We start from the raw sequence: 13360 nt of genomic DNA, 5'->3' as shown, positions 1-13360 counted from the left end.
GTACGGAGCAGAATAATTTCTTAAATTCCTTTGTAACCTATTACATATGGGTCGGTTTGCCTCATTGAAACTATGACTTGATGTTGAATTCACTGGATGATCATGCAATCATGCTGAAAGTAAAGGCCGGGGACGTGGAGAAACTCGGCTTGCTTTATCACCGCTATAGCCGGAGGTTATTTGGTTTTTTTTACCGGATGACCAGCGACTCAGCGACCAGCGAAGACCTGGTGCAAAATGTCTTTATGCGGATGCTAAAGTATAAACACAGCTATTCGGAGCGTGGCAACTTTGAAGCATGGACGTTTCATATGGCCCGCAATGTGCACAAAGATCATTTGCGTAAAAACAAGCGTTACTCCTGGCAGGAGGACATGTCGGGATGGGAGGCCCACCTGAAACACAACGATACACAGGAGACCTTCCACCAGAAAACCGACGAACTGGAATACCTGGCCCGGGCGATGCAAGCACTCTCTGAAGACAAACGGGAAATTTTGGAGCTCACGCGTTTTCAGAAAATGAAATATGAAAAAGTGGGTGATCTGCTGGGGATCACCGAGAGTGCTGTGAAAGTACGTGTCCACCGGGCACTCAAGGCGCTCAAGGAAAATTACCTGAAGCTGGATGGGCCGGCTCTGGGCTCCATGAGTAATCAGGCTGGTGCAGATTAGGCAAATGGGAAGTTTTAAGATGAATAAAATCGCAGAGAAATGAAACTGAGTAAGGATTTAGCTACAGAATGGTGGATGGACAATCTGGAAGGTCAACTGGATGCTGAGCGCAAGCTTCAGCTGGATGCCTACCTGAAGGAAAATCCTGAACTGGCCACAGAGCTCCGGGAGACCACCGCTTTTTGGACGCAAATGGAAAACCTGGAAAGCCCGGCTCCCAGTGAGGCGATGGACTTGAAGTTTGAAGCGATGCTCTCGGGGTATCAGTCTGCTGCCAACAGAAGGGCTTTTGATTGGGCACCATTGACACAGTGGTTTCGTGCCAACTGGCAGGTGGGCTTTGCCGCGCTCATCATCGGGCTGGTTGTCGGCACCCTGATCATTCCCAAACCCACTCAGGAGGTTGACCAACTGGCGGCCGAGGTACAGGATATGAAAAAAATCTTAATGCTCACCCTCATAGAAAAACCACAGGCCCAGGAGCGGATCAAGGCCGTGAATATGGTCAGTGAGATGCCCCGCTCTGATGAAAAAGTCATCGAAGCACTGGTATTCACCCTCAACCAGGATCCCAGCAACAACGTCCGGCTGGCGGCGCTGGAAGCTCTGATGGTTTATGGCAGTAATTCGAGCGTACGTGAAGCTTTAGTGTCGTCCATTGCCACACAGGATTCTCCACTCCTGCAGGTAGCCCTGGCCGATGCGATGGTCCTGCTACAGGAAAAATCCGCTGCAGCACAGTTCTCCAAAGTATTGAGTTCATCGAAAGTTGACGACAGCATCAAGTCAAAACTGGAATCAACTATTCAAACACTAAAAGAAATCTAATCATGAAATTATCATTATTTAGTTTAATCATACTTGGTGGCCTGCTTTGTCAGGCACAGGTTAAAGAGATGCAGCTGCAGGATCGGCTACCCATCGCACCAGACAGGCCAATCACCGTGGTGATAGACAATGTATTTGGCGCTATAGAAGTGACCGCCTCCAGTGCGCCCACGGTGAGCTACGAAGTGTTAAAAACCATCAACGCAGATCATGAGACGGCACTGGAAAAGGGTCTCTCGGAAGTCAACATGAAGGTTGTTCAGAGAAACGACTCCATCATCTTCTACCTCACCGCGCCATTCATCTGTGATCACTGGAGTGGCTGCTACCAGCGCGGCAGGTGGATGGATGGCCCGGAGGATTACAGTTTTACCTTCGACTACCAGCTACAAATCCCGGCTTCCGCCAACCTGAAAGTGCAGACAGTGGATCAGGGAAAGGTAACCATCACAGGGATCACGGGGATGGTAAGTGCCGAAAATGTCAACGGAGATGTGGAAATCAAAGGGGCTCATTCAGTCGCCAGAGCTACTACAGTCAATGGAGATGTGGAAGTCACCTTTCAGAAGCGTCCCAATCTGGATGGCAGGTTCAGCACCATCAATGGTACGATCAACCTGTATTGTACATCGGATCTGAGCGCATCGGTCACTGCCAAGACCATGCATGGGAGTCTCTACAGTGCCTTTGACTTTGAAACCAAAAAACCCGAACTCAAGAAGGTGGTTTCCAAAAAAGGCACTTCCACCACTCATCAACTCAACGAAACTTTTGGGATAGAAATAGGAAAAGACGGACCTACGCTCAGCTTTGAAACCCTCAATGGGGACATCTACCTAAGAAAACTTTAAACCAGACTCATAGACATTAAAAAAATAGCATCATGAAAAAATCAATCATTATATGCATAGGCCTCTTCGCAGCAGTAGCCGCTTTGGCCCAGGAAAAATTCTCAGAGCAGTTTACCATCCCACTGAGTAAGCCGGGCGCACCCGCCCGCATCGAGCTGGATCACCTGAATGGGGACATCACGGTGACAGGCTACAGCGGAAGTGAAGTGATCATCACCGCCTCGGCATCTGGTAGTTCACTACAGCACGGATGTGACGACTGCCATGAAGATAAGAAGTCAGCGCCTCCCGGAATGAAGCGGGTCAATGCCAACCCAATGGAACTCCGAGCCAAGGAAAGCAACAATGTTGTGAGCATAGAGTCCGACTCGTGGAAGCGCCGAATGAACATTGAGATCAAAGCGCCCATCAAAGCCGACCTGGACCTGAACACTGTACATGGTACCATTACCGTGAAGGGCATCAACGGCACCATGGAAATCTCCGGCGTGAATGGTGGCATCGCGCTGGAAAACATCTCCGGGTCAGTAGTGGCCAATACAGTGAATGGGGATGTGAAGGTCACCTTCAAGTCTTTGACCGCTGGTGAGCCTATGTCCTTTGTCACACTCAATGGAGACGTGGATGTGACCCTCCCGGCCAACGCCAAAGCCACCACCAAGCTGCGCTCGGAGCGTGGTGAGATCTACACCGACTTTGATATGGCGCTGGAGCGATCCAAAACCAATGTGAAAAAAGAGAGTGGCGAGTATGAAGTGTCTATCAATAGCTGGGTCTATGGCAAAATCAATGGCGGTGGCCCCGAGTTTACCTTCAAAAACATGCACGGGAGCATCATTGTGCGTAAGGGAAATTAAGTTTTTATTTGAATAAAGAACCGCTGCCATGGATACCTTTGGTAGCGGTTCTTAACCCTTATAGTTACCCATAATTCCCTGCTCTTTACCAGAAACAAAAACACTCCCATCACATCGCTTCACACCTCCTGTTTGCAGAGATATGCAATGCCCTACATACCAATTAACGGGGTTGGTTATTTTCTAAAAATCAGGCATTCACCGGGCTTTTTCCCCTATTCAGCCTGAATTTGAGGTCTTCTACCGAGTCGGGTAGGATTAGGTTTGTCTCATTCGCTAATTCACATCCAAAACCCGAATCAACATGATTTTTACTTCACAAAACATCGACATTAAGTCCAACTCATCATTTGGCCCTCACTGCCTTCATTTCGTTTTCAAAGGAAAATTTACCGAACAGGCAAGTTTGGAATCCACCGAAGCCTGGAAAGCCCACACCCGGCAGTTTCCTTCTGAGAAATTTACCATGGTCTGGGATTGTCTGAAAATGGACGGATTCGAGCTGTCTGCGCGGCGAGAGTGGGTCGCCTGTATGCAAAGTGAAAAGGGACAAATACTCAAAGTCATTGTCATTTCGGATAATATAGCCATTCGAGGAGCCGCCTACCTCATGCTCAAATTATTCACCTTCGAATCGCTGGTAGTCAAATCGCTGATGGAACTCGCCCAGCGAATGTAGCGCTCCGATATCCTCTGGCCTTAAATTTCTTTCGGTACCCTTTGCAACCTTTTAGTACTTGCCAAGTACTTTCTCTATCTAGTGTCCAACAAAACCCTGACTACACATGATACGGAATTTCCTGAAAGTAGCCCTCAGAAGCATCCAACGAAACAAAGTTTACAGTCTGCTGAATATCCTCGGACTGGCCATTGGACTGGCCTGCGCCATGCTCATCCTTCTATGGGTGCAAGACGAAATGAACTACGACAGCCACCACCAAAATGTCAAAAGTATTTATCAGGTGATGGAAAACCAGCATTATGCAGACCGCATAGGCACCACCTTTTCTACCCCCGGGCCACTGGGACCCTACCTCAAAGAAACGTACCCTGAGGTGAAGTATTCCAGCAGGCTCACCTGGGAGTCTGAGAATCTTTTCACTTATCAAGAGCAGTCATTTTACGAGCAGGGCCGATTCGTAGATGCCGACTTCTTCCACATCTTCACCTTCGAGTTTTTGGAAGGAAACCCACAATCACCCTTCACCGACAAAACCTCCATGGTGCTCACAGAGAAGCTGGCGCAGAAGTACTTTGGCAACGAAAGCGCCGTGGGCAAGGTGATCAAAATGAACAATGAGACCAACTTCACCGTGACAGGCGTGGTGAAAAGCTGGCCAGCCAATACCACCAATGGTGATTTTGATTACCTGATCAATTTTGACTACTTCTGGGAGGATAACCTCACCTGGCTGGACCGCTGGGGCAACAACAACGTTCGCTGCTTCATACAGCTGCAAGAAAACATTGAATCAAGTGACTTTGAGGGCAAAATCGCCCACCTGCTGGATGAAAAGAATGAAGACAATGCCATTGTACTCTTTCTTCATCCACTCGAAAGGGTACACCTCTACTCCAGCTGGGACAATGGAGTGGCAGACGGAGGCCGTATTCGCTATGTGCGCATTTTTACCATCGTGGCTTTCTTTATTCTCCTGATCGCCTGCATCAACTTCATGAACCTGGCCACCGCACAGGCCGTCAAGCGTGCCAAGGAGGTGGGCTTGAGAAAAGTAGTCGGCGCCTACAGAGGCAACCTGATCGCTCAGTTTCTGAGTGAGTCGGTGATCTTTGCATTTTTAGGTGGTGTCATCGCCCTGCTGCTGGTGTTGCTACTGCTACCGGCCTTTAACACCCTCACAGAAAAAGCCATCCCCTTCGTACTCAACCCAAGCGCCCTTCTCCTCCTCGCCACCCTGGTATTTGTCACCGGGCTACTATCGGGGAGCTATCCCGCATTCTATATCGCCAGCTTCCAGCCGGCCAGCGTGCTGAAGGGTCAGATGAAAAGTGGGAAAGGAGCTTCCCGGTTTAGAAAAGTATTGGTCACCACCCAGTTTGTGCTTTCGATCATCATGATTTTCTGCACCATAGTGGTCTATCAGCAGTTGGTCTTTGTGCAAAACCAGGAAACAGGATTTGACAAACAAGGCTTGGTCTACGTGGAAATGCACCAAAACATGCGTGACAAATTCCAGGTCATCAAGCAGCAGTTGTCGCAAAATCCGGCCATCCAGTCTGTAGCGGCTATGAGTCAGGCACCGCTGGGTTTCAATAGTTCCACCTGGGGTTTTGACTGGCCCGGTAAAGACCCACAGTCCAAAATTCTCTTTACCAACCTCTCCATTGATAACACCTTTACTGAGACCTTCCGGATCCCACTGGCAGCGGGCAGAAGCTTCGACCCACAGTTCACCACCGACACCCTCCACTTCATGATCAACGAAGCCTCTGCTGTAGCCATGGGTTTCAAGCCTGAAGAAGTGGTAGATCAGCCAGTCACCCTCTGGGGCGACCGCAAAGGGAAGGTCATTGGAGTATTCAAGGATTTTAATTTCAGCTCTTCGAAGAGCAAAATCAGACCGCTCCTCATGCTTCACGATCCCGACTGGTACAATCACATCGTGGTGAGGGCCAATGAAGGGCAAAATGCTGCAGCCATTCAGGCATTGGAAGAAATCTATCAGGAATTCGCTCCGGCATACCCTTTCGAATACCAGTTTGTCGATGACAAATGGAAGGAGTTTTATGACAATGAAGCCCGCACGGCCAGCCTGTTCAACACCTTCGCGCTGGTGGCTATTTTCATTTCATGCCTTGGCCTGTTTGGCCTGGCAGCTTTCACCATCCAGCAGCGCACCAAAGAAATAGGGGTGCGAAAGGTGCTGGGAGCATCGGTGTTGTCCATCATTCAGATCACCACCCGCGAGTTCACCATACTGGTTCTAATGGCAGCGCTCATTGGATCACCCGTGGCCTGGTACCTCATGGACATGTGGTTGGAAGATTTTGCTTTTCGGATAGACGTCACCTTCTTCATTCCGTTGGTGGCTACGGCCATTGCCATCAGTGTAGCCATCGTCACCGTGGCCTATCATGCCTTCATGGCCAGCCATACCAATCCGGTGGAGGCACTTAAGTATGAATAATCTATTTTGACAGAGTAGACACTTTTTCTGGGCATCTGTTAAGATAATTTCAATAATCAGCTTGATTATTTGTACTTATCTTGAATGATTAATGATTATTTTTGTTAATCTTCAAATAGCAAAAATCAGCAGGTATGTCCATAAAAGTAGCAGTCAGGCATTACACCAAATACACCTACGACAAGCACATCGAGCTGAGCCCGCAAGTGATCCGTCTTCGCCCTGCTCCGCATTCGCGTACTTTCATCAAGGGGTATTCGCTCAACATCAAGCCGGAGGGGCATTTCATCAACTGGCAGCAGGACCCCTTTGGCAACTACCTGGCGCGGATTGTCTTTCCAGAAAAGGTAGATCACTTTGAAGTAGACGTTGAGGTGATTGCTGACATGGTGGTGATCAATCCGTTTGACTTTTTCATTGAAGAGTATGCGGAAAAATTTCCTTTTCAGTATGAAGAATACCTGAAAAGGCAACTCTCTCCCTACCTGGAGGTCACTGAAAATGGGCCCCTCCTGATGGAACTGGTGACACGCGCCAAAGAGAAAAAACTGGAAGAGATGAACACCGTGGATTATCTGGTCGCCCTCAATCAGATGGTCAATCAGGCGCTCTCCTATAACATACGCATGGAGCCCGGGGTACAATCCTGTGAGGAAACACTCCAGCTGGCTTCCGGTTCTTGCCGTGACTTTTCATGGGTTCTTGTGCAGCTCCTGCGGCATGTCGGACTGGCCTCCCGGTTTGTATCTGGCTACCTCATCCAGCTCAAAGCTGACCAAAAAGCCCTGGACGGACCTTCGGGCACCGAAGAAGACTTCACCGACCTGCATGCCTGGGCGGAAGTGTACCTGCCAGGTGCCGGGTGGGTAGGGTTGGACTCCACTTCAGGTCTCTTTGCCGGAGAAGGTCACATACCCCTCGCCTGCACACCAGAGCCGCAAAGCGCAGCCCCCATTTCAGGATTTGCAGAACCCGCCAAAACAGAATTTTACTTTGAGAATACCGTCAAACGAATTGAAGAGACACCCAGGGTGACTAAGCCCTATTCCGAAGAGCAATGGGCCCAGATCATGGCAGTAGGAGATCAGGTAGATGCGGATCTGAATGCAAACAACGTGAAAATGACAATGGGTGGCGAGCCCACCTTTGTGTCCATAGATAACAACGACGCCCCTGAATGGAACTCCGAAGCAGATGGTGAGCACAAGAGAAAGCTCTCCAATCAGCTATTTCACCAACTGAAAGAATCCTATGGAAAGGGAGCGTTGATGCAGTACGGACAAGGTAAATGGTATCCCGGAGAGCCACTGCCTCGCTGGAAACTGGCCTGCTACTGGCGCCTGGATGGCCAACCCATCTGGCACAATGACGCCCTGCTGGCAGATATCTCCAAAGATTATGACCTCAAACACACAGATGCCGCTAAATTCATAGAAGCACTCACCTCCGAACTGAATGTTGACAAGACCAATATCACTCCGGCCTATGAAGACCCCTTCTATTTCATCTGGGAGGAAAGCAAAGTGCCCGTGAATGTGGATCTCCTTAAAATAGACCTGAAATCTCCACTGGAAAGGCAAAAACTGGCCCAGCTGCTACAAGATGGACTGGACAAACCTGTGGGCTATGCCGTGCCTTTGTCATGGGATTTGGAGCACACATCCTGGCAGAGCTGCAAGTGGAGCTTTCGCAAAAAGAACCTATTCCTTGTACCTGGAAACTCACCCATCGGGCTCCGGCTACCACTGGACTCTATCCAATATACCGACCCGGAAGACGAGGAAATCCGTCCGGAGCGAGACCTTTTTGAAGAAACCGACGCCTTGCCCTTATCGGGTGAAGCTGCTTCTTTCGAACCCGACAGCAGGCCGTTCAACAACTCCGACAAAATCTTTAAAACCTCATTGCTTACTGAAATTCGGGACGGCAAACTCTTTGTCTTTTTCCCGCCGGTCACTCATTTTGAGCACTACCTGGACCTGGTAGGGGCTGTAGAGCGAACAGCCGAAAAGCTGCAAATTCCGGTTTTGATAGAAGGGTATGACCCGCCTGCCGACAACCGGGTGCAAAAGCTCATGATCACACCCGATCCGGGGGTGATAGAGGTGAATATCCATCCGGCCAAAACATGGCGAGAGCTCCTCAGCAACTACGAAATCCTTTATGACAAAGCCCGCGAGTCGCGCCTGACTACTGAAAAATTTAACCTGGATGGCAGGCACACCGGCACTGGTGGCGGAAATCATGTAACCATTGGGGGCAGCAAGCCCGCAGAAAGTCCAATCCTTCGCAGGCCCGATGTGTTGAAGAGTTTTATCACCTACTGGCAGCACCATCCGGCACTTTCCTATCTGTTCTCCACGCAATTTATTGGGCCCACCAGTCAGGCCCCACGTGTGGATGAAGGCCGGGATGATATCCTCTATGAACTAGAGTTGGCTTTTCAGCAAGTACCCAACCACAAAGAAGACGATGTGCCATATTGGCTCGTAGATCGCATTTTCAGAAACCTGCTGGTGGACATCACAGGCAATACCCATCGGGCGGAGTTCTGTATAGACAAACTTTACTCGCCAGACTCCAGCACGGGGCGTTTGGGAATTTTGGAGTTTCGGGGCTTCGATATGCCACCACACTACCGCATGGGGATGGTGCAGTTTCTGCTGATCAGAGCCCTGCTTAGTTGGTTTTGGAAAAACCCATATGACCACAAGCTGGTCAGGTGGGGCACGCAGCTCCACGACCGGTTTTTGCTGCCTCACTATTGCTATAAAGACATGACCGAGGTGGTCAATGACCTGCGCAATGCCGGGTATGACTTTGACATTTCATGGTTCGATCCGTTTTTCAGTTTCCGCTTTCCATTTGTTGGGGAGCTACAGGTAGATGACATCCATATCGAACTGAAAATGGCGATAGAGCCCTGGCATGTACTGGGTGAGGAAATGTCCAGCTCAGGTACAGCCCGCTTTGTGGACAGCTCTCTGGAGCGACTGCAAGTGAAAATTTCGGGGATGACAGACTCGCGCTACCAGCTCATGTGCAATGGCCTGAGGATTCCACTGAAAAACACTGGCGTGCAGGGAGAGTATGTGTCGGGTATTCGCTATCGGGCATGGCAGCCACCATCTGCGCTCCACCCCACCCTGGGTGTGGATACTCCGCTGGTCATAGACCTATACGACACCTGGACAAAAAAATCTGTGGCCGCCTGCAAATACCATGTGGCCCATCCAGGAGGTAGAAATTACAACACCTTCCCGGTCAATAGCTTTGAGGCAGAGTCACGAAGGATCTCCAGATTTTTTGACTTTGGACATTCTATCAACCTGGTGGAGCCCACAGTGGAGCAACCCACTTCGGTAGGCAGATTTATCACCAAAGTGAATATCCTCACCAACTATGAAGCAACCGGTGAGGTAGTGAACCCGGAGTTTCCACACACCATGGACCTCAGAAGATACAAAAGCGTGAAGTAGTCTTTTATATTCAGGAAAAGGATAATTTTACTGGTATGATCGAATCATATCTTGTTGATCGAATGTTCAACAATGAGCCGTTTCTGGACGAGCTGGCTACATCTGAAAATAAAGTCTCCTCACAGTGGCAAAAACTGGCCATGTACTATGACCGGCTCGGCCCTGAAAAGCTCGGTCAGTATCATGATGAGGTGAGCAGGCAGCTCCGTGAAAATGGTGTGACCTATAACATCTATGGCGATCCGGAAGGGATGAACAGGCCCTGGACGCTCGATCCGGTTCCGATGATTTTCAGTGGACAGGACTGGGCTGTGATAGAAAAAGGGCTTATTCAGCGCGCCGAGCTCCTCAATCATATCCTTTCGGATATCTACGGGAGCCGAAGCCTCATCAAAGACGGGTTCATTCCCTTCGAGCTGATCTACAATCATCAGGGATTTTTGCGGCAGGTCGATAAAATCAAGCTGGACGGCGAACAGCAGCTGATCCAGTACGCAGCGGACCTGGCTCGCGGACCAGATGGTAAAATGTGGGTACTACACGACCGAACAGATGCCCCGTCAGGTGCAGGCTATACCTTTGAAAACCGGGCAGCCATGACACGTGTTTTCCCGGATCTGATCAGAGAAAATGAGGTCAGGAAGATTTCTACCTACTATCAGACCCTCAAAAATACACTGGTCAATCTTTCATCCCGAAACAAAGAGAACCCGCGAATTGTGCTCCTCTCCCCCGGGCCAACCAACGAAACTTATTTTGAGCACGCCTACCTTTCTTCTTTCATGGGCTTCACACTGGCCCTGGGTGAAGACCTCACCGTGAGTGATGGGTACGTATGGCTAAAAACCATCAAAGGATTAGAAAAAGTAGACGTGATCATCCGGCGGGTAGATGATGTGTTTTGTGATCCCCTTGAGTTTCGAAGCAATTCACACCTGGGCGTAGTGGGACTCATGGAGGCCGTGCGCCAAAAAAAGGTGATCGTGATCAATCCCCTGGGTTGTAGAATACTTGAAAATCCTGGTTTGATGGCCTTTTTGCCAAGGCTTTCCCGACATATCCTGGGTGAAGAACTCATCCTCCCCTCTGTGGCCACGTGGTGGTGTGGGCAGGACAAAGAGAAAAAATATGTGCTCGATCACCTGGAGACGCTGATTATCCGCAAGATTTATCGGAGTGCAGATAACCGGTCGATATACGGAGGCTCCCTTTCCAAAGAGGAACTAAACCAGCTAAGAGCACAAATAGACAGGAGCCCCTACCTCTACGTGGGGCAGGAGTTGGTCAACTTCTCCACTACTCCGTCCTGGATCAATCAGAAGATGGAGGCGAGAAACGCGGTGTTCAGAAGCTACATTGTGGCGGATACTCAAAGCAGCACGTACTCGGTGATGCCGGGTGGCCTTTCTCGTAGCTCTGCGCAAAAAGGAGCCTTTATTGTATCCAACCAGCAGGGGGGCATCAGCAAAGACACCTGGGTACTCGGCAAGCGGGAGGAATCCAAAGTCACACCTGTAACAGAGGCTGGTCTTCGGCCCGAACTCAAAAGCGTGCTTCCCAGCCGAACTGGTGAACACCTTTTCTGGATCGGGAGATACATGGAGCGCTCCGTATACACGGTGCGTCTGATGAGGATGGTGCTCATGACCTACAATGAGGTAGATGAAGACATTCATATTAAAGAAAACCCTGTAGTATCCACCCTGCTAAGAACCCTGACCAAACTTACCGGTACACAGCCGGGATTTAAAGACAAAAAAATCCTCAGACATCCCGAAGAAGAACTGATTTCGCTGGTCCTCGACTCCAGTCGTGTAGGAAGTCTGGCCTACTCACTCAATGCTTTTCTATCTAATGGCTATGCCGTGCGTGACCGGCTGAGTCTGGATACCTGGAGAATCCTCGACAGCATTTCTGAGGAGCTTTCCCGAATGAAAAAAATGGGCTCCGATCTTACTCAGATATATGACGGGCTGGATAGTATGGTCATAAAGCTCATGGCATTCTACGGGCTCAACATTGACAACATGACCAGGGAACCTACGTGGCATTTACTGAATGTGGGACGATTCATAGAGTCCGCCATCAACAATTGTACGGTCCTGGGGTCGATGCTTGGCAAGCGCTTTGGATCAGAGACCGACAAATCCCTGATGGAGGATACCCTCCGCTGTAGCGAAAGTCTGGTCACCTATCGGTATCGCTATCGATCTGTGATGGAAATGAAAGGTGTGCTCAGTCTGCTCATTTTGCACGAGGAGAATCCCCGATCTGTCATCTACCAGATCATGCGGATAGAAAAACACCTAAGTAGTATGCCTCCGCAGGATCAGGAGGTGGAGGAGTTTCTCAGCCCAGCACGGAAAAAACTGCTGGAGGCTGTGACCAAAATTCGCCTGTGCGACATAGACCTACTGGCCACTGCCGATGGAAAGAAAGGGAATTACACTCATTTGAAAACCTTTCTGGATGAAATCACCGCGCTACTGAGCGACACTTCAGACCTGATCTACCAAAAGTATTTCAGCCATACCAGCAATCGCTACCACATGATTCAAACCTCTCTCCTCCCGGAAATATGAGATATCAGGTCACCCACATTACCGACTACATTTATCAAAACACTGCCTCTCTGTGTCACAACATCATGGTGCAGCTGCCAAAAGACTCAGAGTGCCAGACCGTAGAGGAAAGCAGTTATGAGATAGATCCGGAACCCAGCTTTCTGGGCGAGCGAAAGGATTTTTTTGACAATCAGTACCTCTATTTTTCCATAGAAAGGGCGCACAAAAAACTTACGGTAACCTCCAGAACCAGAGTAACTCTGAAATCACCAAAATGGATGGGAGTGGACCCGGCGAGCACCAGCCCGTGGGAAGAAGTGGTGAAATGGCTCCGAACCACGGATGCCCTGAATGACATTCGCCAGTTTTATCTGGAGTCCAAGCATGTGCATTTCGTAGAAGGGATTAAAGCCTATACCCTTCAGTCCTTCACCCCCGGCCGACCCATCATGGAGGCCATGATGGAACTCAACTCCAGGATCTTTCATGATTTTAGTTTCACTCCTGGCTTTACAGACATCAGTACTCCCCTTGAAAAGGTTTTTGAAACTAAAAAAGGGGTTTGTCAGGACTTTGCTCACTTTGCCCTGGCCTGCCTGCGCTCCATCAATCTGGCCGCCAGGTATGTGAGTGGCTATATAGAAACATTGCCTCCTCCAGGCAAGCCTAAACTGGTAGGTGCAGATGCATCTCATGCCTGGGTAGCCCTCTACATTCCAGAGTTGGAATGGGTGGAGTTTGATGCCACCAACAACCTGCTGGTGGATGACAAGCACGTGCGGGTGGCCGTAGGCAGAGACTTTGCAGACATTACGCCCCTCAAAGGGATTGTCTACAGTGTGGGTAAACAAACCATGAAGGTCAGCGTGGATGTACGCAATCTGGATAATGTGTAGGATCTTATTCAATAATTCTGTCTAATCCACCCGCCAAACCTGACCGTCTCTGACTATTTTAG

Annotated in this window: 9 protein-coding genes; all 9 read left to right on the top strand. The window is 49.6% G+C overall.

Annotated elements, in window-relative coordinates:
- The first annotated feature begins 80 nt into the window (after positions 1 to 80).
- Positions 81 to 674, top strand: coding sequence for an RNA polymerase sigma factor (locus GV030_RS15965; protein WP_159584140.1), 594 nt, complete (start codon positions 81 to 83; stop codon positions 672 to 674).
- 39 nt (positions 675 to 713) lie between these two features.
- Positions 714 to 1502 (top strand): HEAT repeat domain-containing protein, encoded by a 789-nt coding sequence (locus tag GV030_RS15960; RefSeq protein WP_159584138.1) that lies wholly within the window; start codon positions 714 to 716, stop codon positions 1500 to 1502.
- 2 nt (positions 1503 to 1504) lie between these two features.
- Complete coding sequence (locus tag GV030_RS15955; RefSeq protein WP_159584136.1) at positions 1505 to 2353, top strand: hypothetical protein; 849 nt, start codon at positions 1505 to 1507, stop codon at positions 2351 to 2353.
- 32 nt (positions 2354 to 2385) lie between these two features.
- The gene (locus tag GV030_RS15950; RefSeq protein WP_159584134.1) at positions 2386 to 3210 is read left to right on the top strand and encodes a DUF4097 family beta strand repeat-containing protein; all 825 of its coding nucleotides are present in this window, start codon (positions 2386 to 2388) and stop codon (positions 3208 to 3210) included.
- 304 nt (positions 3211 to 3514) lie between these two features.
- Positions 3515 to 3889: a hypothetical protein gene (locus GV030_RS15945; protein ID WP_159584132.1), complete on the top strand. Its 375-nt coding sequence runs from the start codon at positions 3515 to 3517 to the stop codon at positions 3887 to 3889.
- Between the two features lie 106 nt (positions 3890 to 3995).
- Complete coding sequence (locus GV030_RS15940) at positions 3996 to 6359, top strand: ABC transporter permease (protein WP_159584130.1); 2364 nt, start codon at positions 3996 to 3998, stop codon at positions 6357 to 6359.
- A gap of 134 nt (positions 6360 to 6493) precedes the next feature.
- Positions 6494 to 9838 carry a DUF2126 domain-containing protein gene (locus tag GV030_RS15935; protein WP_159584128.1) on the top strand — a complete coding sequence of 1115 codons (3345 nt, stop codon included), beginning with the start codon at positions 6494 to 6496 and terminating at the stop codon, positions 9836 to 9838.
- 35 nt (positions 9839 to 9873) lie between these two features.
- Entirely contained in the window at positions 9874 to 12420 is a 2547-nt protein-coding gene (locus GV030_RS15930) for a circularly permuted type 2 ATP-grasp protein (RefSeq protein ID WP_159584126.1), read from the top strand.
- On the top strand, positions 12417 to 13298 hold the full coding sequence (locus GV030_RS15925) for a transglutaminase family protein (RefSeq protein ID WP_159584124.1): 882 nt from the start codon (positions 12417 to 12419) through the stop codon (positions 13296 to 13298). The genes GV030_RS15930 and GV030_RS15925 overlap by 4 nt, the downstream gene beginning before the upstream one ends.
- The last annotated feature ends 62 nt before the right edge of the window (positions 13299 to 13360 follow it).

Origin of the sequence: Marinoscillum sp. 108 (assembly GCF_902506655.1) — a bacterium.
GTDB lineage: Bacteria > Bacteroidota > Bacteroidia > Cytophagales > Cyclobacteriaceae > Marinoscillum > Marinoscillum luteum.
This window is presented reverse-complemented; position numbering and strand designations above follow the sequence as displayed.

Bases quoted from the DNA above. Each gene is read 5' to 3' on its own strand.
- GV030_RS15965 (WP_159584140.1), top strand. From the start codon at position 81: ATGTTGAATTCACTGGATGATCATGCAATCATGCTGAAAGTAAAGGCC.
- GV030_RS15960 (WP_159584138.1), top strand. From the start codon at position 714: ATGAAACTGAGTAAGGATTTAGCTACAGAATGGTGGATGGACAATCTG.
- GV030_RS15955 (WP_159584136.1), top strand. From the start codon at position 1,505: ATGAAATTATCATTATTTAGTTTAATCATACTTGGTGGCCTGCTTTGT.
- GV030_RS15950 (WP_159584134.1), top strand. From the start codon at position 2,386: ATGAAAAAATCAATCATTATATGCATAGGCCTCTTCGCAGCAGTAGCC.
- GV030_RS15945 (WP_159584132.1), top strand. From the start codon at position 3,515: ATGATTTTTACTTCACAAAACATCGACATTAAGTCCAACTCATCATTT.
- GV030_RS15940 (WP_159584130.1), top strand. From the start codon at position 3,996: ATGATACGGAATTTCCTGAAAGTAGCCCTCAGAAGCATCCAACGAAAC.
- GV030_RS15935 (WP_159584128.1), top strand. From the start codon at position 6,494: ATGTCCATAAAAGTAGCAGTCAGGCATTACACCAAATACACCTACGAC.
- GV030_RS15930 (WP_159584126.1), top strand. From the start codon at position 9,874: ATGATCGAATCATATCTTGTTGATCGAATGTTCAACAATGAGCCGTTT.
- GV030_RS15925 (WP_159584124.1), top strand. From the start codon at position 12,417: ATGAGATATCAGGTCACCCACATTACCGACTACATTTATCAAAACACT.